The organism is Erythrobacter donghaensis (genome assembly GCF_002155425.1).
Classification (GTDB): domain Bacteria; phylum Pseudomonadota; class Alphaproteobacteria; order Sphingomonadales; family Sphingomonadaceae; genus Erythrobacter; species Erythrobacter donghaensis.
In genome coordinates, this window is sequence record NZ_MUYG01000008.1 from 283354 (window position 1) to 303167 (window position 19814).

At 68.8% G+C, this 19814-nt stretch carries 21 protein-coding genes; 11 read left to right on the top strand and 10 right to left on the bottom strand.

Going from position 1 to position 19814, the window contains the following annotated elements:
- Nucleotides 1-90: 90 nt before the first annotated feature.
- From BZF59_RS05795 to BZF59_RS05820, 6 genes are all read left to right on the top strand, one after another.
- Complete coding sequence (locus BZF59_RS05795; RefSeq protein WP_086607289.1) at nucleotides 91-708, top strand: SCO family protein; 618 nt, start codon at nucleotides 91-93, stop codon at nucleotides 706-708.
- Nucleotides 696-1178, top strand: coding sequence for a YcgN family cysteine cluster protein (locus tag BZF59_RS05800; RefSeq protein ID WP_086607397.1), 483 nt, complete (start codon nucleotides 696-698; stop codon nucleotides 1176-1178). The genes BZF59_RS05795 and BZF59_RS05800 overlap by 13 nt, the downstream gene beginning before the upstream one ends.
- Nucleotides 1175-1909, top strand: coding sequence for a M48 family metallopeptidase (locus BZF59_RS05805; protein WP_086607290.1), 735 nt, complete (start codon nucleotides 1175-1177; stop codon nucleotides 1907-1909). Before BZF59_RS05800 ends, BZF59_RS05805 begins: the two co-directional genes overlap by 4 nt.
- 211 nt (nucleotides 1910-2120) lie before the next feature.
- Nucleotides 2121-2585, top strand: coding sequence for a hypothetical protein (locus BZF59_RS05810; RefSeq protein WP_086607291.1), 465 nt, complete (start codon nucleotides 2121-2123; stop codon nucleotides 2583-2585).
- 32 nt (nucleotides 2586-2617) lie between these two features.
- The gene (gene ribD / locus BZF59_RS05815) at nucleotides 2618-3568 is read left to right on the top strand and encodes a bifunctional diaminohydroxyphosphoribosylaminopyrimidine deaminase/5-amino-6-(5-phosphoribosylamino)uracil reductase RibD (protein WP_211277360.1); all 951 of its coding nucleotides are present in this window, start codon (nucleotides 2618-2620) and stop codon (nucleotides 3566-3568) included.
- 22 nt (nucleotides 3569-3590) lie between these two features.
- Entirely contained in the window at nucleotides 3591-4214 is a 624-nt protein-coding gene (locus tag BZF59_RS05820) for a riboflavin synthase (protein WP_086607293.1), read from the top strand.
- On the opposite strand, the gene BZF59_RS05825 is transcribed toward BZF59_RS05820, so the two are convergent.
- From BZF59_RS05825 to BZF59_RS05840, 4 genes are all read right to left on the bottom strand, one after another.
- The gene (locus BZF59_RS05825) at nucleotides 4211-6310 is read right to left on the bottom strand and encodes a S9 family peptidase (protein ID WP_086607294.1); all 2100 of its coding nucleotides are present in this window, start codon (nucleotides 6308-6310) and stop codon (nucleotides 4211-4213) included. The two genes, BZF59_RS05820 and BZF59_RS05825, sit on opposite strands and share 4 nt — an antisense overlap.
- 79 nt (nucleotides 6311-6389) lie before the next feature.
- Nucleotides 6390-6971 carry a Smr/MutS family protein gene (locus BZF59_RS05830; protein ID WP_086607295.1) on the bottom strand — a complete coding sequence of 194 codons (582 nt, stop codon included), beginning with the start codon at nucleotides 6969-6971 and terminating at the stop codon, nucleotides 6390-6392.
- The gene (mltA, locus tag BZF59_RS05835; RefSeq protein WP_086607296.1) at nucleotides 6968-8167 is read right to left on the bottom strand and encodes a murein transglycosylase A; all 1200 of its coding nucleotides are present in this window, start codon (nucleotides 8165-8167) and stop codon (nucleotides 6968-6970) included. Before mltA ends, BZF59_RS05830 begins: the two co-directional genes overlap by 4 nt.
- 57 nt (nucleotides 8168-8224) lie before the next feature.
- Nucleotides 8225-8878 carry a Tim44/TimA family putative adaptor protein gene (locus tag BZF59_RS05840; protein WP_086607398.1) on the bottom strand — a complete coding sequence of 218 codons (654 nt, stop codon included), beginning with the start codon at nucleotides 8876-8878 and terminating at the stop codon, nucleotides 8225-8227.
- A gap of 298 nt (nucleotides 8879-9176) precedes the next feature.
- Between BZF59_RS05840 and secB the strand changes: the two genes are divergently transcribed.
- From secB to BZF59_RS05865, 5 genes are all read left to right on the top strand, one after another.
- The gene (secB, locus tag BZF59_RS05845) at nucleotides 9177-9722 is read left to right on the top strand and encodes a protein-export chaperone SecB (protein WP_086607297.1); all 546 of its coding nucleotides are present in this window, start codon (nucleotides 9177-9179) and stop codon (nucleotides 9720-9722) included.
- A 28-nt stretch (nucleotides 9723-9750) separates the two neighbouring features.
- Nucleotides 9751-11316, top strand: coding sequence for a murein biosynthesis integral membrane protein MurJ (gene murJ / locus BZF59_RS05850; RefSeq protein ID WP_086607298.1), 1566 nt, complete (start codon nucleotides 9751-9753; stop codon nucleotides 11314-11316).
- Between the two features lie 18 nt (nucleotides 11317-11334).
- Nucleotides 11335-12351 carry a tryptophan--tRNA ligase gene (gene trpS, locus BZF59_RS05855; RefSeq protein WP_086607299.1) on the top strand — a complete coding sequence of 339 codons (1017 nt, stop codon included), beginning with the start codon at nucleotides 11335-11337 and terminating at the stop codon, nucleotides 12349-12351.
- A gap of 152 nt (nucleotides 12352-12503) precedes the next feature.
- On the top strand, nucleotides 12504-13154 hold the full coding sequence (locus BZF59_RS05860) for a DUF4136 domain-containing protein (protein WP_245806045.1): 651 nt from the start codon (nucleotides 12504-12506) through the stop codon (nucleotides 13152-13154).
- A 105-nt stretch (nucleotides 13155-13259) separates the two neighbouring features.
- The gene (locus BZF59_RS05865; RefSeq protein WP_086607301.1) at nucleotides 13260-13640 is read left to right on the top strand and encodes an energy transducer TonB; all 381 of its coding nucleotides are present in this window, start codon (nucleotides 13260-13262) and stop codon (nucleotides 13638-13640) included.
- A 5-nt stretch (nucleotides 13641-13645) separates the two neighbouring features.
- On the opposite strand, the gene BZF59_RS05870 is transcribed toward BZF59_RS05865, so the two are convergent.
- From BZF59_RS05870 to ubiB, 6 genes are all read right to left on the bottom strand, one after another.
- Nucleotides 13646-14281 carry a hypothetical protein gene (locus BZF59_RS05870; RefSeq protein ID WP_086607302.1) on the bottom strand — a complete coding sequence of 212 codons (636 nt, stop codon included), beginning with the start codon at nucleotides 14279-14281 and terminating at the stop codon, nucleotides 13646-13648.
- A 79-nt stretch (nucleotides 14282-14360) separates the two neighbouring features.
- Complete coding sequence (locus tag BZF59_RS05875) at nucleotides 14361-14918, bottom strand: hypothetical protein (protein WP_143738108.1); 558 nt, start codon at nucleotides 14916-14918, stop codon at nucleotides 14361-14363.
- The gene (gene dut / locus BZF59_RS05880; RefSeq protein WP_086607304.1) at nucleotides 14905-15363 is read right to left on the bottom strand and encodes a dUTP diphosphatase; all 459 of its coding nucleotides are present in this window, start codon (nucleotides 15361-15363) and stop codon (nucleotides 14905-14907) included. Before dut ends, BZF59_RS05875 begins: the two co-directional genes overlap by 14 nt.
- A complete protein-coding gene (locus tag BZF59_RS05885) occupies nucleotides 15360-17042 on the bottom strand; it encodes a bifunctional phosphopantothenoylcysteine decarboxylase/phosphopantothenate synthase (RefSeq protein WP_086607305.1) in 1683 nt (560 codons plus the stop codon). The genes dut and BZF59_RS05885 overlap by 4 nt, the downstream gene beginning before the upstream one ends.
- Nucleotides 17043-17126: 84 nt before the next feature.
- Nucleotides 17127-18254, bottom strand: a complete 1128-nt coding sequence (locus BZF59_RS16220) for a hypothetical protein (protein ID WP_158094280.1) — start codon at nucleotides 18252-18254, stop codon at nucleotides 17127-17129.
- Nucleotides 18251-19810, bottom strand: a complete 1560-nt coding sequence (ubiB, locus tag BZF59_RS05895) for a 2-polyprenylphenol 6-hydroxylase (RefSeq protein ID WP_086607307.1) — start codon at nucleotides 19808-19810, stop codon at nucleotides 18251-18253. The genes BZF59_RS16220 and ubiB overlap by 4 nt, the downstream gene beginning before the upstream one ends.
- Between the last annotated feature and the right edge of the window lie 4 nt (nucleotides 19811-19814).

Genomic DNA, 19814 nt, shown 5'->3' on the forward strand with positions numbered 1-19814 from the left:
CCTTTCGCATTACCTGTCACACGTCAGCCGTGTGGGACGGCGCGCGAGGCTTAGCCGCAGCGCCTTTCGCAAGCCACCAGTTAGCAGAGCATGAACCGCAACAACAACCCTTCCGCCGCCCGCACCGTCGCTTTCGCCTTCGCCGCCGCCTGCGCGCTGGCGCTTGTCGGCTGCGACAGCGCGCCGCCTGCGCCCGAGCCACCGCTGGCAGGCGCCGCGATCGGCGGCGACTTCGCGCTGACGAACAGCGCCGGCGAGACGGTGAAGTGGAGCGATTTTGCAGGCAAATACCGGATCGTCTATTTCGGCTACGCCTTCTGCCCCGACATCTGCCCGACCGACATGCAGCGCGTCGCGCAAGGCCTCAAGCAGCTGAAGGAAAGCGACCCGGCCAAGGCGGGCAGGATCGTGCCGATCTTCATCACCGTCGATCCCGAGCGCGACACGCCTGCGGTGGTGGGCGAATTTGCCGCAGCCTTCTCTCCCGACATCATCGGCCTCACCGGCACGCCCGAACAGATCGCCGCCACCGCCAAGGCCTTTGCGGTGGGCTACAGCAAGGGCGAGCCGGTCGAAGGCGGGGGCTATCTCGTCGACCACACCACCGTCACCTACCTGTTCGGCCCTGATGGCGCGCCGATCGCCACCCTGCCGACCGACAAGGGCGCCGAAGCGGTCGCGGCGGAACTGGACCGATGGGTGAATTGAGAGACCGCTTCTGGGAGCTGCCGCTGGGCGAGCTGACCCGGCCCGAATGGGAGGCGCTGTGCGATGGCTGCGGGCGCTGCTGCCTGCACAAGCTGGAGGACGAGGACACCGGCGAGGTGGTCGACACCAACATCGCCTGCCGCTTGCTCGACACCCGCACCGCGCAATGCTCCGACTACCGCAACCGCAAGGCCTTCGTCCCCGATTGCCTGCGGCTGACCTTACGGATCGTCGAGCAGGTCAGCTGGCTCCCGCCAACCTGCGCCTATCGCCTGCGCGCCGACGGGCGGCCCTTGCCCGGCTGGCATTACCTCCTCTCGGGGGACCGCGATGCGGTGCGGCGTGCGGGCGTCTCGATCGTCGGGCGGGTGGTGAGCGAGGTCGATGCCGGGCCGATGGAGCATCACATCACCGAATGGCCCGCGCCTCGCAGGGACTGGCAAATCGATGCCGAAGAGGCCGGATCATGATCGACTGGCTGCGCGGAGCCTCGGCGCGGCAGGCGCTTGATCCCGAGATCGAGCTGGGCGGCACGCGCGTGCCGATCGTGCTCAAGCGGCTGCGCTCGGCGCGGCGGCTGACGCTGCGGCTCGCGCCCGATGGGTCGGAAGTGCGCATCACCATGCCCGCCTGGGCCGAGGGCCGCGAGGCGATCGCCTTTGCCCATTCACGCACGGGCTGGCTGGCGCAGCAGCTCGCCAAGCTGCCGCCGCGCGCCGCGCCAGCACCCGGGGGCGAGGTGCGCTACCGGGGGCAGGCGCTGCGGCTGGAATGGGCCGCGCAGCACCCGCGCCGCCCGGCGGTCGCCAATGACACCCTGCGGATCGGCGGGCCGGAGACCGGGCTGGAAGCGCGGCTCAAGCGCTGGCTCGAGGCCGAGGCGCTGGCGCTGGCCGAAGCCGACATGCGTGACTATTGCGCCGTCGCCGGGCTCGATCCCGTACCGATCGGGCTGACCCGTGCGCAGCGCCGCTGGGGATCGTGCTCGGACAAGAGCCGCATCCGCATCAACTGGCGGCTGGTGCAGGCCCCCGATTTCGTCCGCCGCTCGGTGGTCGCGCATGAGGTCGCGCATCTCGTCCATTTCGACCATTCGCCCGCCTTCCACTGCCTGCTGGCGCGCATCTTCGAAGGCGAGATTTCGGCGGCCGACCTGTGGCTGAAGGAGCATGGGCGCGGGCTCTACGCGAGCTTCGGTTAGAGCGGGTTGCTAGGCGCTCCGAATTGTGCAGGCATGGCGGCGATGGTTGCACCCCGCCTCTTCAACCTCGGCTTCATGACAACGGCGGCAGAGGGGTTGGTCCGGACCGGAGTTCTGTCCTTGGACATTGTCACACGTGTCTCCCACACGGCGCGGCGCGGGATAAGGCGCACCCTTTGCCAACGGCCTCCGCGCACCCTATAATGCAGTCATGCGCATCCTCCCCTCCCGCTTCAACCCCGTTGGCGGCATTGCCGATTTCTGGAACGAGATCCGGCGGCCCCAACCCTATCGCTGGCCGATTCTGGGCCTGTCGATCCTGCCGGTCGCGCTCGCGCTCTATTGGGGGGCGACGGGCACCACCGTCTATGCCGAGCCCGAACGGCCGAAGATCGAGTACATCACCACGCTCGACCCGACCCGCACCGACGCCGAGATCGCCGCGGAAAACCGCGCCAATCAGGAAATCAACGAGCTGCGCAAGGCCGAGGAAGCCCGCATCGCCGAGCGCAAGCGCGATTTGTACAAGGCGTTGGGCGCGGCGAGCGGCATGGATGTCGAGGCGATCGAAGCCAAGGCCGAGGCCGAACGCAAGGCCGCAGCCGAACGCGAAACTAAAGCCAAAGGGGCCGAGGTTGCTGCCGCTAATCGTCCGGGCGAAGGCACCGCCCAATAGCCGCCGCTCTGCCGCCTTCCGATCACGACTGGATCGCCGCCGCCGCGCGCCTCGCGGCGCGCGCGCGTCCCACGAGCCGCCCCAATCCCGGTGTCGCGGCGCTGGTGGTGCGTGATGGCCGTGTGATCGCGCGCGGCTGGACGCAGGCCGGCGGGCGGCCCCATGCCGAGGCGCAGGCGCTGGAAGGCCTCTCACCCGAGCAACTGACTAAGGCCACGCTCTACGTCACGCTCGAACCCTGTGCCCACACCTCGCCGCGCGGCCCCGCCTGTGCTGACCTGATTGCCGCCGCGCGTCCGGCGCGAGTGGTGGTGGGCCAGCGCGACCCCGACCCGCGCACCGCGGGCAAGGGGATCGCGCGGCTGGAGGCGGCGGGGATCGCGGTGACACTGCTCGACGATCCAGCATCGGCAGCCAGCCTTGCAGGCTTCCTCACCCGCCAGCGGCAGCGACGCCCATGGGTGACGCTCAAGCTGGCGATGTCGCTCGATGGCTGCATCGCGCTCGCCGACGGCACCAGCCAGTGGATCACGGGCGACGCGGCGCGCGCCCATGTCCATGCTCACCGTGCGCGGCACGACGCGATTCTGGTCGGCGGCGGGACATGGCGCAAGGATGCGCCCCGGCTCGACGTGCGCCTGCCGGGACTGGAAGCGCGCTCGCCCCGCCGGGTGGTGCTGTCCCGTGGCAATGATCCCGCCCAAGGCGTCACCGCCCTCCCCGCGCCCGAAGCCATCGCCGATCTGGAGGGGGTGCAATACCTCTATGTCGAAGGCGGCGCGGCCACCGCTGCCGCCTTCCTTGCCGCCGATCTGGTGGACGCGCTCCACATCTACACCGCCCCGATCCTGATCGGTGAGGGCCTGCGCGCGCTCGGTCCGCTAGGCCTCGCCGGATTGGCCGAATCCCATGGCCGCTGGCAGCTGGCCGAGCGCCGCCAGCTTGGCAGCGACCTCCTCACCGCCTATTGGCGCACCCGCTAGCTTCGCAAGGAACCGCCCGCTCATGTTCACCGGCATCGTCACCGCCATCGGCACCATCGCCGCCGCCGAGCAGCGCGGCGACCTGCGCCTGCGCATCACCGCCCCGCTCGACCCTGCGCGGATCGACATCGGCGCTTCGATCGCCTGTTCGGGCGTGTGCCTGACCGTAATCGAGCGCGGCGGAGAGCCGGGCGCGGCGTGGTTCGATGTCGACCTTTCGGGCGAGACCGTCAGCCGCACCGTGCCGGGGATGTGGAACGCGGGCGCTCAGCTCAACATCGAACCCTCGCTGCGGCTGGGCGACGAGCTGGGCGGGCACATCGTCACCGGCCATGTCGATTCGGTCGGCGAGGTGGTCAAGGTGGCGCAGAGCGGCGACAGCTGGCAGGTCGCGATCCGGGCGCGGGCGGACATGGCGCCCTTCATTGCCGAAAAGGGCTCGATCACGGTCAACGGCGTGTCGCTGACGGTCAACGACGTGCGCGACCGGGCCGACGGGGCGTGCGACTTCCTGCTCAACATCATCCCCCACACCGCCGCGGTCACCACGCTGGGCGCGCTGGCGGTGGGCGACCGGGTGAACCTCGAGATCGACGTGCTGGCACGCTATCTCAAGCGGATGCAGAGCCTCGCAGCGATGCGTTAGGGAGTGGCGGGCGCGCCTGCCTTGTAGCGCGCGAACCACGCCAGCACCGCCGCCGCCTTGGCCGCGCTTTGCGAAGGCCGCGCGGCGATTCCGCCGTGGCTGGCGCCGGGCACCTTGACCAGTGCGGTGGGCACGCCGCGCAGCCGGAGCGCGGTGTAATACTGCTCCGCCTCGCTCACCGGGGTGCGGTAATCCTCCGACCCCACCACCACCAGCGTCGGCGTGGTGACATTGCCGACGAGCGAGAGCGGCGAGAGCTTCCAGTAGAGCTCCGGGTTCTCCCAGGGCTGCGCGCCCAGCCAGTAGCGCCCGAAGAAGGCGGGGTTGTCGGCAGTGAGCACCTGCGTCGTCCAGTTGATCACCGGCTTCTGCGTGACGGCCGCCTTGAAGCGGTCGGTCTTGCCGACGATCCAGCTGGTGAGCACCCCGCCGCCCGATCCGCCGGTGACGAACAGCGCCTCGGGGTCGGCCACGCCTTCGGCAATCGCGGCGTCGACGATGCTGATGAGATCGTCATAGTCGTTGCCCGGATAGGCCTTGTCGATGCGATTGGCGAAGTCCTCGCCGTAGCTCGTCGACCCGCGCGGATTGGCCGATAGCACCGCGTAGCCCGCGGCGGCGTAGAGCTGGTTGTCACTGGCAAAGTGCGGGCCATAGGCGGCGAAAGGCCCGCCGTGGATCTCGAGGATCAGCGGCACCCGCGTGCCGGGGGTGTAGCCAGGCGGCAGGGTCAGCCAGCCTTCGATCGGCAACCCGTCGAAGCTGGAGGTGGCGGTGATCTTGCGCACCGCGCCCATCGTCTTCACGGCCTTCAACGCGGCGTTGAGGTCGGTGAGCGTGCGGGTCTTGCCGCCCCCCGCCAGCATCAGCTCCGCCGGAAAGGTCGGCGCGCCGCCGGTGAAGGTGATGGCATCATTGGCCGCGACCGAGAAGCTGCCGCCGGTATAGGGCCGGTCGAGCCCGCCGCCGCTCAGCCCCTCGGCAACATCGCGAATACGCCCGTCGAGCCCGATGCGCGCCACCCGCGTCTCGCCGCCGATGTCGTATTGGGCGTAGAGCCCGGTGCCATCCGCATCCCACACTACGCCTGCCGGGCTGTAGTCCCAGTCGGCGGTCAGGTTGCGCAGGCCTCCGCCGTCGGGAGCCATGACGTAGAGATCGTCATTCTCGTAAGCCCGCCCCGCATCATCGAAGCCGAGGAAGGCGATCAGCTTGCCATCGGGCGAGACCGCCGGGTCGTGGTCGGGCCCGTCGCGGCTGGTGAGCGCGCGCACCTGCCCGCTGGCGATATCGAGCGCGTGGATCTCGCTTTCGACCGGATCGCTCTGCCAGTCCGCCTTGCGGTTTGCACCGAAGAAGAGCGTCTTGCCATCGCGCGAGAAAGCCAGCGTGCCGCCATCATGATACTCGCCGAAGGTCAGCTGCCGCGCCGCGCCGCCGGTGGCTGGGATCATGAACAGCTTCTCGAACCCCGGCTTGAGATACCCCGCCCCGTCGACGCGGTAGGCGAGCAGATCATAAACCTCGAGCGGCTCAGCCCACTTCGCGCCTTCGGGCTTGCCGTCGGGGGCCTTGCCCAGCTTCGGCCCCTCGGCTGCCACCAACATCGAATAGGCGATCTGCGTGCTGTCGGGCGACCAGGTGATGCCCGAGGGGCTGGTGGGCAGGCCTGTCAGCCGCACCGCCTCGCCGCCTTTCAGCCACGTGACCCACAGCTGCGCGCTGCCCCCGCTTGTGGCGACATAGGCGAGGCGCGTGCCGTCGGGCGACCAGCGCGGGGCGAAGGCATCGCCCTCGCCCGTGGTGCCCGCCAGCGGCACCTGCTCGCCGGTGCGCGTATCGACCAGCCAGATCGTGCGGCGGGCGCGGTCGGTCATGATGTCGTTGGCGGCGCGCACATAGGCGATGCGGCTGCCATCGGGGCTGATCTGCGGGTCGCTCGCCATCGACAGGTCGAACAGATCGCGCGCGGTGAAGCGGGTCTCCGGGCCGGTCTGAGCGGCTGCCACAGCTTCGGCAGGCGCGTCCTGTCCCAGCGCGGGGGCGGCCGTCAGCAGCAGCGTGGCAGCGGCAAGGGCAAGCGAGGAGGACTTCATGCGGCAGGGCTCCCGTCAGGCAGGGGATGACAATGGCGGCAAGGCTAGCCGCCCTGCCCCCGCGCGCCAAGCGCCGGTTTCAGCCCCGGCGCTTGAGGATCAGGTAGAGCGCGCCCTCGCCCCCGTGGCGGATATGCGCGCGGCGCACCGCGGTGATCGCATCGGCGTGGCGGCTGGCGGCGAGCCAGTCGAGCAGCTTGGCGCGGATCGCCCCGCGTTTGGCCATGCGGTCAGCCGGATCGACCGGCCGCTCGCGCCCGGCCACCACCAGCACCACCCGCGCCTGCATCGCCCGGGCCTGATCGAGCGCGGTCATGATGCGGTCATAGGCGGTATTGAGCGTGTGGCCGTGCAGATCAAGCGTCAAGTCGGGTTCAAGCCGCCCGGCCTTCATCCGCCGGTCCCAGTGCGAATCGAGCCCCGGCGCACGCGGCGGCGGCGGAGCGGCAGGAGGCTTGGCGATGAGTGGTCGGGGAGCGGGCTTCGCCGGTTTGACGAATTTGCCCGGCGGGGCCGGCGTGGCCTTGGCCGGTTCGGCAATCCCAGCCTTGGCGAGGGCAGGCGGCGCGGGACGCTTCTTCCCCGGCAGCGGCTTCACGCTCGAAGCCAGATGCGCCCAGGCGGTCTGCTCGCCAGCGGTCAGCCCGCGCGGTGCCTTCATCGCCCGGAGAGCCGCGCGGCGGCGGCGCGCGGGATCAGCACCAGCGCGCGCCCGCGCCCGCTCATCCCGCCCGCGATCCGGCGCGCATCCTCGCCCGCACCCCAGAAGGTGTCGAACCGGTTCGCGCCCTTGATCGCCCCGCCGGTGTCCTGCGCGATCCACAGCCCGCTGGCCTCGGCCCGGTCGAGTTCGAGCCACACCGGCGCGCCCAGCGGGACAAAGGCCGGGTCTGCCGCGACCGAATTTCCGCGCCGCACCGGCACGCCGAGCGCTCCCAAGGGCCCGTCGCCGTGCAATTCCTGAAAGAAGATCCAGCTCTTGTTGAGGCGCATCAGATCGCGCCCTTCCGCGAGATTCTCGCGGATATAGGCCATGATCCCCTGCATCGATCCCGAATATTGCCCCGGCCCGCTGCCCAAAAGGCCGCGCTCGCGCATCACGCCGCCGATGCCGACATATTCGCGCCCGTTCTGCCCGGCATAGCCGATACGGATCACCTCGCCCTCGGGCGTGCGCAAGCGGCCCGAGCCCTGGATCTGGAGGAAGAAGAATTCCACCGGATCGGCGGCCCAGGCGATCACCGGCACGCGGCCCATCAGCGCCCCATCCTCGATCGCGGCGCGGTCATGGTAGAGCACGAAGCGGCCCTGTTCGTCATAGCGGCCCAGCGGCGGGCGGCCGGTGCGCTCGGCTGGCGGGATATCGTCGGGCCAGCCGCGCACCAGATCGGCGGGCATGGCATAGACCGGCACCTCATATCCGGCCCGCCGCGTGCGGCTGCCGGCGATCTCGGGCTCGAAATAGCCGGTGGCGAAGGCCTTGCCGTCGCCGACCTGCACCGGGGTGAAGTGTTCGGCGAAGAATGCGCGGGCGCCCGAAGGCGACGCCGAGCGCGCGGCCTCGCAGGCGCTGCGCCAGTCCTCGCGGCGGGTCAGCCCGCTGGCATCATCGCGGTTGAGCAGCTTGGGGCAGGATTCGATGAAGCTCGCGAGCGCGCCGCGCGCGTCGGCATCATTGACCCCAAGCCCGGCGAAAGCGGGGCCAAAGGCGACTCCGGTCAGCATTGCATTGGCGCCGACGGGTGCGGTTGGCAGGCTCGGCGCGGTCACGACCGGCGGAGGCGTAGTGCCTTGCGGAATGATCCGGCCACAGGCACTCAGCGCCAGAAGCAGGGCGACAGCAAGCACCGCACGCATGGTTCTACTCTCCCTTGCGGACAGGCCCTGCCGACCCGCCTTACGCCGTCGCCGAAATTAACCCTCGTCGGTTTCGTCGAGCAGCCAGTTGGGATCGCGCGAGGAAATATTGCGCGAGAAGGTCCACACGTCGCGGCTCTCGATCGCATCGTCGAGCGATCCGGCGATGACATTGCCATCTTTGTCGCGGGTGACGGCGGCAATATCGGCCACGAACAGCAGCGCGATGCGCGCCATCCGCCCGTCGAGCGAGGCCGAGTGGATGCGCACTTCCTCGATCCGGATCAGCGAGTTGGCGAGCGTTTCGCCCGCTGCCTCGCGCGCGTCAATGGCGGCGGTGAAGCCGGCATAGACATCATCGTCGCACAGATCGCGCAGGGTCTCGCGGTCGGCGTTCCAGAAGGCTTCGAGGATCATCCGGTAGGCGCCCTTGGCCCCATCGAGGAACTGGGCGAGGTTGAACTGGCTGTCTGCCGCCGCGATTTCGCGCAGCGCGCGTTCGACCGCGGGCATCACGCCTTCAAGCTCGACCATGCGCGGCGGCGCGACCGGAGCGGGCGCCGCAGCCGGGCGCACCGGCGCCTTTTCGTCCGATTCGAAGCGCTGCGGCACAGGCTCCTCCTCCTGCTCCGCCCGGCGGCCCAGCACCGAATAGAGGCGCAGGCCGAGGAAAGCGGCGACCATGGCGAGGATGATGATTTCGGGCACTATACCAATCCGATCTTCGAACAATGGAGAGGGGCAAAGCTACGGTGCACCTTTGTCCAACGATGCTACCCTGCCTTAAATGGGGCCCAATTACAATTCGACAACGCTGCATAGGTTCCGTTGCGGGCTTAACGGGACGGGCCGAGTGACGCAGGCCGGGCGTGCGGCGATGCAGGCGCGGTTGCGGCGGCTGCGCGCCCCTGCTAGGCGCTCGCGCAAGCGCAGGGCACCTGCCGGGATGCACCGTGCGCATGAACTGTTACCCTTTATTCCAGCAACCTTGCGAAAGACACCCAGCACCATGGCCGATGAAGAAGGCGTCCTCACCAACCTCGACAATCAGAACGCCGACACGCCGCAGCCCAATGGCGCCGATACAATGCCCGCGGTCGGCCTGATCACGCAATATGTGAAGGACCTTTCGGTCGAGAACCCCCATGCGCCCGACTCCTTCCAGTGGCCCGAGCCGCCGCAGATCGACGTGCAGTTCAACATCGGGGCCGAACCCGCCGGGCAGGACGTGCATGAGGTGACGCTGAAGCTGACGCTCACCGCCGCTTCGCAGCGCGGGACGATCTACGTGATCGATCTGGCCTATTGCGGGCTCGTGGGGATGCGCAACGTGCCCGAGGATCAGGCCCACGCCTTCCTTTATGCCGAAGCGCCGCGCCTGCTGTTCCCCTTTGCCCGCCGCGTCGTCGCCGATGCGGTGCGCGATGCGGGCTTCCCGCCGCTGCTGGTCGATCCAGTCGATTTCGGCGGGATCTATGCCCAGCAGCTCGCCGCGCGCCGCGCCGAGGAAGCTGCGGGCGGCGATCCGGTCAAGCCGGTCACCGGCAACGCCTGATCTGCACGCCCGGCACGGGGCCTGAGCGATGAGCCTGCTCAAGAACGTCGGCACCATCGGCGGGCTGACCGCTGTCAGCCGCCTGTTCGGCTTCGCGCGCGACATCCTGCTCGCGCGGGTGCTGGGCGCGGGCGGGGTGGCGGATGCGTGGCAACTGGCGTTCCAGCTGCCCAACCTGTTCCGCCGCCTGTTCGCCGAGGGCGCCTTCGCCTCCGCCTTCGTGCCGCTGTTCAACCGCCACATGGCCGCAGACGAGAACGCCGCGCGGCGCTTTGCCGGCGAGGTGCTGGCGGTGCTGCTGCCGATCCTCGTGCTGTTCGGCGCGGTGATGATGGTGGCAATGCCGTGGGTGCTGTGGGCCTTCGCCAACGAAGACCTGCGCGGCGATGCGGCGACGTATGACCTTGCTGTCACCATGGGGCGGATCGCCTTTCCCTACCTGATGTTCATGAGCCTCGCGACGCTGGTGGCGGCGATCCTCAATTCGCTGTCGCGCTTTGCCGCCGCCGCCGCCGCGCCGATCCTGCTCAATATCTGCCTGCTGACCGCGCTCACCTGGGGCGCGCTGCAACCCGCGGGCGAGGCGACCCGCGCCGCGACCGGCGTAGGCCTTGCCATCGCGGTGTCGGTCAGCGGGCTGCTGCAATTGCTGTGGCTCTACTGGTTCATGCGCCGCGCAGGCTTCCGCATTCCGCGATCCATGCCGCGCATCACCGCCGAGGTGAAGCAGATGGGGGTGCTGATCGTGCCTGCCGTGTTCGGCGCGGGTGTCTATCAGATCAGCCGCTTCATCGACCTCGCCTTCATCCGCGGTTTGCCCGACGGGAGCCTCACCTACATGGCGATGGCCGACCGCTGGAACCAGCTGCCGCTCGGCATCATCGGCATCGCGCTGGGCACAGCGATCCTCCCCGCGCTGTCGCGCTACATTGCCAAGGCCGAAGACGAGGAGGCGGTGCGCCTGCAGGCCAATGCGGTCGAGCTGGCGATGCTGCTGACGCTCCCCTGCGCGGTGGCGCTGTTCGTGACCGGCTTTGCCTTCGTGAAGGCCTTCATGGAAGGACAGGCCTTCACCGCCGAGGATGCGCAGACCACCGGGATGGTTACCTCCGCGCTGGTTGTCGGCCTGCCCGCCTATGTGCTGGTCAAGGTGCTGACCCCCAATTTCTTCGCCCGCGCCGACACCCGCACGCCGGTCTATACCGCCGCTGCTTCGCTGGTGGTCACCGTGGGCCTCAACATCGCGTTGGTGCCGGTGCTGGGCGTGGTCGGGCTGGCGCTGGCAGGCGCGATCGGGGCGTGGGTCAACATCGCGCTGCTGGGCACCATCCTCGCCCGGCGCGGCTATTTCCGCCTGCCGCCACGCGTGCTCGGCCGGATCGGGCGGATCGCGCTTGCTTCGGGCGCGATGGGCGCGGCGCTGTGGGGGTTGATGCAGGCGATCACGCCGTGGCTCGATGGCCCCTTCCTCACCCGCCTTGCCGCGATCGGCGCGATCCTTGGCGTCAGCTTCGTCACCTATGGCGCGGGCACGGTGCTGCTCGGGGTGCTCGACAAGGCGACGGTCCAGCGCCTATTGCGCCGCCAGCCTTAAGCAATTCACGGGAACATCATGCGCGTCGTCTCCGGCATCCAGCCCACCGGCAATCTCCACCTTGGCAATTACCTGGGCGCGATCCGCAACTGGGCGGCGATGCAGGATTCGCTGGAGCCGGGCTCCGAGGCGCTGTTTTTCCTCGCCGACCTGCACGCCCTGTCGCAGCCGCATGACCCGGCGGGCCTCAAGGCCGCGACGCTGGAAATGACGGCAGCGCTGGTCGCCTGCGGGATCGATCCCGACCGTTCGGTGCTGTTCAATCAGGCGCAGGTGCCCCAGCATGCCGAGCTGCAATGGCTCTTGAACGGCACCGCCCGGATGGGCTGGCTGAACCGCATGACCCAGTGGAAGGACAAGGCCGGCAAGAACCGTGAGGGCCAGTCCGTGGCGCTGTTCACCTACCCCGTGCTGCAGGCTGCCGACGTGCTGCTCTACCAGACCACCCACGTGCCGGTGGGCGAGGATCAGAAGCAGCACCTCGAGCTTGCCCGCGACATCGCTCAGAAGTTCAACAACGATTTCTGCCCCGAGGACGCGCCGGTCTTCACCCTGCCCGAACCGATCATCCCCGCAGAAGCAGCGCGGATCATGTCCCTGCGCGACGGCAGCGCCAAGATGTCGAAGTCCGACCCCAGCGACATGAGCCGCATCAACCTCGCGGACGATGCCGACACCATGGCGCAGAAGGTGAAGAAGGCGAAGACCGATCCCGAGCCCCTGCCCTCGGAAGAGGCGGGCCTCGCCGACCGGCCCGAGGCGAAGAACCTCGTGGGCATCTACGCCGCTTTGTCGGGCGATCCGGTGGCGGCGGTGCTAGCGCAATACGGCGGGCAGGGTTTCGGCGCGTTCAAGCCCGCGCTGGCGGACCTGCTGGTGACGACGCTCGGCCCGATCCGCGACCGCTTCGTGGCGCTGAAGGAGGATACCGAAGCGCTCGACGCGATCCTCGCCCGCGGCGCGGCCAAGGCGCGCGAGCGCGGCACGCCGACGCTCGATGCGGCCTACAAAGCGCTCGGACTGGTGCGACACTGACGCGGCATTTCTGCGACGAACCGCTGGCACGCCGCGACGAATATTCAATTCCGGTTCATTCGCGGGTAATATGGTATCGCGGGTAAGCGCCGTTGCCTTGTATGCAATGGCCTCCAGACAAGGGTTGTGCCATGTTGCCGAAGATGAACTCGATGAAGCCTCTTGCCCGCGTCGCGCTGCCATTGGCGCTCGCACTCGGGCTTTCCGCCTGCGCCACGCCGTTCAAGGCGGATGTGTCGCGCTTTGCCGTGCCGCTGCCTGCGCCGCAGGGGCAGACCTTTGCGGTCGTGCCGGAAGACCCCAAGCTCGCCGGCGGGCTTGAATTTGCCACCTATGCCAACGCCGTCGCGGCCGAAATGCAGCAGCTGGGCTACACCCGCGCCGCCTCGCCCGAGACGGCGGACATGCTGGTGCGCTTCGATTACGACGTCGACAACGGGCGTGAGCGGGTGCGCAGCACGCCGGGTGTCGGCGGTGCCTTCGGTCCGTGGGGTCGGTGGGGCGGTTGGGGCGGCGGCTTCGGTGCCTGGGGCTTCGGCTTCAACGATCCGTTCTTCGGCGGGCCCGATGTGCGCAGCTACACCGTCTACACCAGCGCGGTCGACCTGAAGATCGACCGCCGCGCCGATGGCCAGCGCCTGTTCGAAGGCAAGGCCGAAGCCGTGTCGCGCTCCAACCGCCTGCCGCGCCTGGTGCCGAACCTCGTGGATGCGCTGTTCACCGACTTCCCCGGCAATTCGGGCGAGACCGTGCGCATCACGATTCGCGACGATGGCGAAAATACCGTGCGCCCCACCGATTGATGGTGTAGACCAACAGACAAGAGTCCCTTGGACGGGAAAAGAGAGGCGGCGCCAGGGGATCGGCGCCGCCTTTTTTGTTGCGCCGGACAGGGGTATGCTGTGCCCATGATAGCCCGCTTCGCCATCGCCATGCTTGGCCTAGGCCTCTCCGCTCCGGCGCTGGCCGGGAGCGACCCGGTGCCGCTTGCGCCGGAGCGGTGGGTGTCGTCATATTGGCCGCACTGTCTCTATCACGGCTGCGGCGGCGAGGGGACGGTGCGGTTCGCGGTGACGGTGTCGCCGCAGGGCCGGATCACCGCCTGCACGATCCTCGAAAGCAGCGGCGATTCGCACCTCGACCGTGAGGCTTGCGAGCTGGTGACCCGGCGTGGGCGCTTCAATCCTGCGCGCGATGATGACGGCGAACCGGTCGAAGGACGGTGGGAATCGCGCATCACCTGGAAAGTCCCCGACGCACCGCCCGAAAGCGAAAGCCCCGCAGGCTGAGGCGATCAGGGTCCGGCGTCCTCCGCCGCATCGGCTTCCATCGGGTCGGCCTCGCTCTTCAGGGTGAAGTCGTTCGAATCCACCGCCAGCCTCGCATCATCCTGCCACGCGAGCGCATCCAGCGCGGCGGCGCGCAGGCGGGCGTAATCGTCGAAGATGCAGAACCGATCCTCCCGGCGCGCCGCCAGCGCCTCGGCCGCCTTGGAGCACAATACGCTGTAATGCTGGAACGTTTCGGCAGGTTGTCCGCCACTTACCCGGACGATACCATAGGCATAGGCGGTCTTGCCCTCATCACCCTCGACGGGAAATTCCACCAGAAAGGATCGGTCGGGCACAATCGGCGCGGCGTTTTCATCCTCGACCGCCTCCGCAGCGAAGAGCGCGGGCCGAGGTGGCTCTTCGCGCAGTAGATCGAAGGCGACATCGGAAGAGCCCCCGCCATCGGGGTCGGAAAATCGCAGGAAGCCCTCGTCGCCCGGCGCGATCAGTGCAGAGAGGCCCTCATCCCCGACATAGAGACCCATCAGACCGGGCGTATCGCGTTCGTCGACCGGGATCAGCCGGGTCTCCGCCACCCACCCCACGCATCCGCCGAGCAGCAAAGCCAAACCAGCGGCAAGCAGACAGCGCATGAACATCGGCGGGCCTCCCTTTGCATCGATGCTAACCGCCGCGCACGCCTGCAGCAATCGACCTGTCGGAGCGTCACATGGCGCCTCAGTCGCGCGCCGCCTCCGTCTCCTCCAGCAGCGCCAGCGTTTGCGGATGGGTGGAAAGCGCGGCGCTGCTCCAGTCGATGACGGTCGCATCGGACAGTGTGCCGCTGCGGGCGAACAGGACCAGCGAGCCTTCGATGGGGTAGACCGGCCCCTGCGGCCCGAAACAGGCGTCACCGCCATCATAGCTGCGCAGTTTGAGGCGCCGGGGCACGCGTGGTCCGCGCGCCTCGCTGTGGAGCCGCAGTGTCGCGACGCGGTATTGCGCGCCCCGCCGGTCTTTGCGCCAGCCGGACAGACGCACGACCTCGGCAAGGACGATCCGGTCGGCGGTGCGCCACAGCTGGTCTTCCCGCGCCAACTGAGCCGCTTCGGCCTGCACCCGCGCCCTTTCCTGATCGCGCCGCGCCTGCGCTTCGATGCGCACACGATAGACTTCCTCGGTTTCGCCGGGGAGCATGGGTGGGGGCGGAAGATAGGGCGGCGAGCACGCGGCGGCAGGGGCTGCAAGCAGGGCGATGCCGACCCCTGCGGCCAGCCACAGATCAGAGCTTGGCATGACCCCCGGTCGAGCCGAAGCCGCCCTCGCCGCGTGTCGTCGCGTCCAGTTGCTCGACCTCGTCCCACGCGGCCTGCACCACGGGGGCGAGCACCAGTTGCGCCACGCGGTCGCCGCGGGCGATGACGAAGGGCTCGGTGCCGTGGTTGATCAGGATCACCTTAAGCTCGCCGCGATAGTCGCTGTCGATCGTGCCGGGGGTGTTGGGCACGGTGATGCCGTGTTTCAGCGCCAGCCCCGATCGCGGGCGCACCTGAATTTCGTAGCCCTCGGGGATCGCCAGCGCGAGGCCGGTCGCCACCGCATGGCGCGCTCCGGGCGCGAGCGTCACGTCCTCGGCGCTGACCACGTCCATCCCGGCGGCACCTGCCGTGGCATAGGCGGGGAGCGGCAGGCCCGATCCGTGCAGCAGGCGCTTCACGGCAACCCTGACAGGTGGGCTCATTCCGCAGCCTCAGCGTGGAGCGTTGCCGCGATGCGCTCGACCAGCGCCATCGCGACCGCGGCCTTGGGCATTTCCTCGAGCGTTTCGATCCCGTCTGCGCTGATGATGCTCACACGGTTGCGGTCCCCGCCCATCACGCTTCCGCTGACATCATTGGCGATGATCCAGTCGGCGCCCTTGCGCTTACGCTTGGCCTTGGCGTTTTCGATCACCTTGTCGGTTTCGGCGGCAAAGCCGATCAGCAGACCGGGGCGGTTCACCCCGGCGGAGAGGTTGATGAGGATATCGGGGTTTTCGGTCAGCATCAGCACCGGCGGCGCCGATTCGCGCTTCTTGACCTTGCGGTTGCGGTAATCCCGCGGCCGCCAGTCCGCCACCGCGGCGACCATGACCGCAACATCGGCGGGCAGCGCCTGCCGCACGGCCTGGGCCATGTCGTTGGCGCTTTCGACATCGATGCGGTTCACCCCCAGCGGAGTCTTGAGCGCCACGGGCCCTGCCACCAGCGTCACCTCGGCACCCAGCGCGGCGGCGGCGGCAGCGATGGCGAAGCCCTGCTTCCCGCTCGAGCGGTTGGCGATGTAGCGCACCGGGTCGATCGCTTCCCAGGTCGGCCCGGCGGTGACCAGCACGTGTCGCCCGGCGAGCGGACGATAGCCCGCATCGACCCCGAAGGAATCGCCATCGGGCACTTCGCCCAGATCGGCCTCGATCTCTTCAGGCACTTCGGGGGCGAGGAATTCGGGCGCGGCCTTGCGCGGATCGACGGTGTGGTTGATCGCCCCCGCGTCGATCGGCGGCGCAGCCGCGGCGCTGCCCTTGCGCGCGAGCAGCGGTCCGCCCAGATCGGGCGCGAAGTCGGGGGTGGGTTCTTCCTCGGGCAGCGGCAGGTCCTCGGGCTCGGGCAGTTCCTCGAACTCGGCCTCGATCTCCTCGTGCGTGCGCTTGGCAGTGGAACGCGGGATGAGGCGCGACAGGAACCCGCCGAGACCGCCTTCGGGCATGGCGGCGCTGCCGTCATCCTCTTCCTCGGGCTCAAGCGCTTCGACCTCGAAATCGGGCGCAGGCAGGCGCGCGGGGGACGGGGCAGACGCAAGTGCAGGCTCGGGCACTTCAAGGCCGAGAGCGCCGGCGACTTCGCGCCAGATCGCCTCGGGCTCGGGCAGGCGGCCATAGCCGAATTCGCCGCAGGCCATCGGGCCTTCATCCGGGTGCAGCACGGTGACGCCCGCCGCCTTGAGCGTGGCGATGTTGCGACGGGTCGCTTCGTGCTCCCACATCCGCACGTTCATGGCAGGCACGGCCATCACCGGCTTGTCAGTGGCGAGGATCAGTGTGGTGGCAAGATCGTCGGCGATGCCATTCGCCATCTTGGCGACGAGATCGGCGGTCGCCGGGCAGACGACCACCAGATCGGCCTCGCGGCTGAGCTGGATATGCCCCATCTCGGCCTCGTTCTTGAGGTCGAAGAGGTTGGTATAGACCTGATTCTCGCTGAGCGCGGCGAGCGAGAGCGGGGTGACGAATTGCTGGCCGCCCTTGGTCAGCACGCAGGTGACCTCGGCCCCGCCCTTGCGGGCAAGACGCACCAGTTCGCAGGCCTTATAGGCCGCAATCCCGCCGCCCACGACCAGCAGGATGCGGGGCGCTTTGCCCAGTTTCGCCTCCTGTTTGCTCATAATGCCTCTGCCTCTTGCCCCGCTGTGCCGGATGTCAGCCATAACCGAGGCTGCTTCCATCGCAAAGCTTGGTTAACTTTGCCTTTAGCCCCGCGCAAAAGCACGGCCAGCCAGCTCGTAGAGTCCGCGCGGGGCGAAAGCCAGACCGATGCCATAGGCGGGGAGCGCCAGCTGCGACCAGTAGAAATTCTCCGGCCGGGCGAACAGCGCGACCATCGTGAACAGGCCGGCAAACCACAGCAATGCAAACAGCCCCAGCCGCCCGCCGATCGCGGCCCAGCCGACCAGCGGGAGGATCGCGATGGGCGCGGCAAGGGTCACGGGGAGCAGCGCCAGCCCGGTCAAGCGCGCCAGCGCCATCAGCGGCAGGCCATATCCGATCAGCGCATCCCACCCCTGCGAAGCGCCATCGCCCGGCATTCGTCCGGCCTCGACCGCAAGGTAATGCAGCACCATCCCGCCCGCGAACACCGCCAGCAGCATCGCCACCCCCGCCGCCTCGCGCCAGCGCCGCGCGGCCAGCGCGAAGACCAGCCACAGCAACACGAAGGGCACCGCCAGCTCGCGCACCGCCAGCGCCGCGGCGGCGGCGAGCAGTGCCGGCCACCAGCGCTCGGGCCGATAGAGCAGCAACGCGAAGGTCAGCCACAGGCCCGCCCACAATTCGTGGATCAGCCCCGCCAAAGGCACCACCGCCGCCGCGCCGCCGAATGCCAGCAGCACCAGCGCTGCCACTCTTTCCGGCAGCGCGACCAGCCCGTTCAGCCGGGTATTGGCCGCCCACAGGCAGGCGGCCACCAACCCCAGTTCCAGCCAGCGCACCCCGTCCACCCCGATGAGGGCTTGAAGCCACGCCAGCGTCGGCTGGCGCACCGCGACGAAGGGCTGGGTCGGATAGTTGCTGGCGCGCTGTTCGTCCATCGCGGCGGCGTAATAGCCCTCGCCCGCGCTTACCCGCGCGGCGATGCGGGCATAGAGCGCCAGATCGCCGTTAGACTTGGGACGCGCGGCGGCAGAGGCGGCCTCGGCCTTGGCGGTGATGCGTGCGCGTTCGGCCTGATCGACCGGCGCGGCGGCAGCCACGGCCCAGGCCATCGCTCCGGCAAGCAGCGCCAGCACCAGCACCGCGGCCCAGCGCGGCAGCCGGGCCAGCGGGCGGCCGAGCGCCTCCCACCGGTCCAGCAGCGTCACGCCCCCCGGCGCGAGGCTCATCCGATCCAGCCGAGCGCCACCGCGCCCCACATCGCGCCCGCACCCACCAGCGCGCCCAAGATGAGGTGGCCAAGAAGCCCGCTCCCTTCGCGCTTGTCGGTGATCAGCCGCACCTCAGGCAGCGGCGGCGGTTCAGGGGCGCCGCCCTTGGGCGGGAACATTTCCTCCACGCGCCGGATCAGGCCCGGCAGGCGCAGCAGGGTTTCGGTGTCCTGCTTGACCCGGTCCGCCAGCGCCGCTTCCGGCCCGAGCTCGTCACGGATCCAGCTGCGCACATAGGGCGCGGCGGTGTCCCACATGTTGATGTCGGGATTGAGCTGGGTGGCGATGCCTTCGACCATCACCATCGTCTTTTGCAGGAGCAGCAGGTGCGGCTGGGTCTGCATGTCGAAATCGCGGGTGATCGCGAACAGCCCGTCGAGCATCTGCCCGACGCTCAGCTCCTTCACCGGCTTGCCCCGCATCGGCTCGCCCACGGCGCGCAGCGCGGTCGCGAATTCGCCGACCGAGTGGTAGCTCGGCACATATTGCGCCTCGAAATGGATTTCGGCGACGCGCTGGTAATTGCCGGTGGTCAGCCCGTAGAGAATCTCCGCCAGCCATTGCCGCGCGCGCCGGTCGATCCGGCCCATGATCCCGAAATCGATCGCGACGATGGTGCCGTCATCCTCCACGAACAGGTTGCCCTGATGCATGTCGGCATGGAAAAATCCCGCGCTGATCGCCTGGGTCAGGAAGCTGATGACGAGCTTTTCCGACAGCGCCGCCAGATCATGCCCGCGCGAGCGCAGTTCGTCGACGCGGCTGATCTTGATCCCGTCGATCCATTCAATGGTCATCACCCGGCCATTGGTGCGGTCCCAGTCGATACCGGGGATGCGATAGCCGGGAACGCCCGCCATCTGTTCGGCCAGTTCGCTGGCGGAGGCCGCCTCGCGCCGCAGATCGAGTTCCGAGTTCGTCCAGCGCTTGAAATTGGCGATGGTCAGGCGCGGGCGCAGGCGGCTGGCCTCGCCGCCCATCGCCTCGACATGGGCCGCGGCCCATTCATAGGTGGTGATGTCGCGCGCGAATTTCTCGCGGATGCCGGGCCGCAGCACCTTGATCGCGACCTTGCGGCCATCGGTGGTGACGCCCTTGTGCACCTGCGCAATGCTCGCCGCGCCAACCGGCTCGGGATCGATTTCGGCAAACAGCTTGTCGATCGGCTGACCGAAGCTCGATTCAATCGCCGCCTTGATCTGCGCGAAGGGCACCGGAGGGAGCGAATCTTGCAGGCTCAGCAGATTGTTCGCCGCTTCCTCGCCGACCAGATCGGGTCGGGTGGCGAGGCTCTGCCCCAGCTTGATCGCCGCCGGGCCGATCGCGCGGAACGCTCCGGCATAGTCGCGCGTGCCGCCTTTGCCGGTCAGCGTTGCAAGCCGCGCCAGCCGCACGAACTGGCGCACCGGCGCGGGCGCATTGGGATCATTCTCGATCCCCACCAGGGCGCGCCTGCGGGCGAGCGTCACGCCCCAGCGGGCGAGGCGGATCAGGTGCGTGGCTGAACTCGTCACGCGC

What these genes read in the sequence shown, in the direction of transcription:
- BZF59_RS05795 (WP_086607289.1), top strand. Translation starts at nt 91, where the DNA reads ATGAACCGCAACAACAACCCTTCCGCCGCCCGCACCGTCGCTTTCGCC.
- BZF59_RS05800 (WP_086607397.1), top strand. Translation starts at nt 696, where the DNA reads ATGGGTGAATTGAGAGACCGCTTCTGGGAGCTGCCGCTGGGCGAGCTG.
- BZF59_RS05805 (WP_086607290.1), top strand. Translation starts at nt 1,175, where the DNA reads ATGATCGACTGGCTGCGCGGAGCCTCGGCGCGGCAGGCGCTTGATCCC.
- BZF59_RS05810 (WP_086607291.1), top strand. Translation starts at nt 2,121, where the DNA reads ATGCGCATCCTCCCCTCCCGCTTCAACCCCGTTGGCGGCATTGCCGAT.
- BZF59_RS05820 (WP_086607293.1), top strand. Translation starts at nt 3,591, where the DNA reads ATGTTCACCGGCATCGTCACCGCCATCGGCACCATCGCCGCCGCCGAG.
- BZF59_RS05825 (WP_086607294.1), bottom strand. Translation starts at nt 6,310, where the DNA reads ATGAAGTCCTCCTCGCTTGCCCTTGCCGCTGCCACGCTGCTGCTGACG.
- BZF59_RS05830 (WP_086607295.1), bottom strand. Translation starts at nt 6,971, where the DNA reads ATGAAGGCACCGCGCGGGCTGACCGCTGGCGAGCAGACCGCCTGGGCG.
- mltA (WP_086607296.1), bottom strand. Translation starts at nt 8,167, where the DNA reads ATGCGTGCGGTGCTTGCTGTCGCCCTGCTTCTGGCGCTGAGTGCCTGT.
- secB (WP_086607297.1), top strand. Translation starts at nt 9,177, where the DNA reads ATGGCCGATGAAGAAGGCGTCCTCACCAACCTCGACAATCAGAACGCC.
- murJ (WP_086607298.1), top strand. Translation starts at nt 9,751, where the DNA reads ATGAGCCTGCTCAAGAACGTCGGCACCATCGGCGGGCTGACCGCTGTC.
- trpS (WP_086607299.1), top strand. Translation starts at nt 11,335, where the DNA reads ATGCGCGTCGTCTCCGGCATCCAGCCCACCGGCAATCTCCACCTTGGC.
- BZF59_RS05860 (WP_245806045.1), top strand. Translation starts at nt 12,504, where the DNA reads ATGAAGCCTCTTGCCCGCGTCGCGCTGCCATTGGCGCTCGCACTCGGG.
- BZF59_RS05865 (WP_086607301.1), top strand. Translation starts at nt 13,260, where the DNA reads ATGATAGCCCGCTTCGCCATCGCCATGCTTGGCCTAGGCCTCTCCGCT.
- BZF59_RS05870 (WP_086607302.1), bottom strand. Translation starts at nt 14,281, where the DNA reads ATGTTCATGCGCTGTCTGCTTGCCGCTGGTTTGGCTTTGCTGCTCGGC.
- BZF59_RS05875 (WP_143738108.1), bottom strand. Translation starts at nt 14,918, where the DNA reads ATGCCAAGCTCTGATCTGTGGCTGGCCGCAGGGGTCGGCATCGCCCTG.
- dut (WP_086607304.1), bottom strand. Translation starts at nt 15,363, where the DNA reads ATGAGCCCACCTGTCAGGGTTGCCGTGAAGCGCCTGCTGCACGGATCG.
- BZF59_RS05885 (WP_086607305.1), bottom strand. Translation starts at nt 17,042, where the DNA reads ATGAGCAAACAGGAGGCGAAACTGGGCAAAGCGCCCCGCATCCTGCTG.
- BZF59_RS16220 (WP_158094280.1), bottom strand. Translation starts at nt 18,254, where the DNA reads ATGAGCCTCGCGCCGGGGGGCGTGACGCTGCTGGACCGGTGGGAGGCG.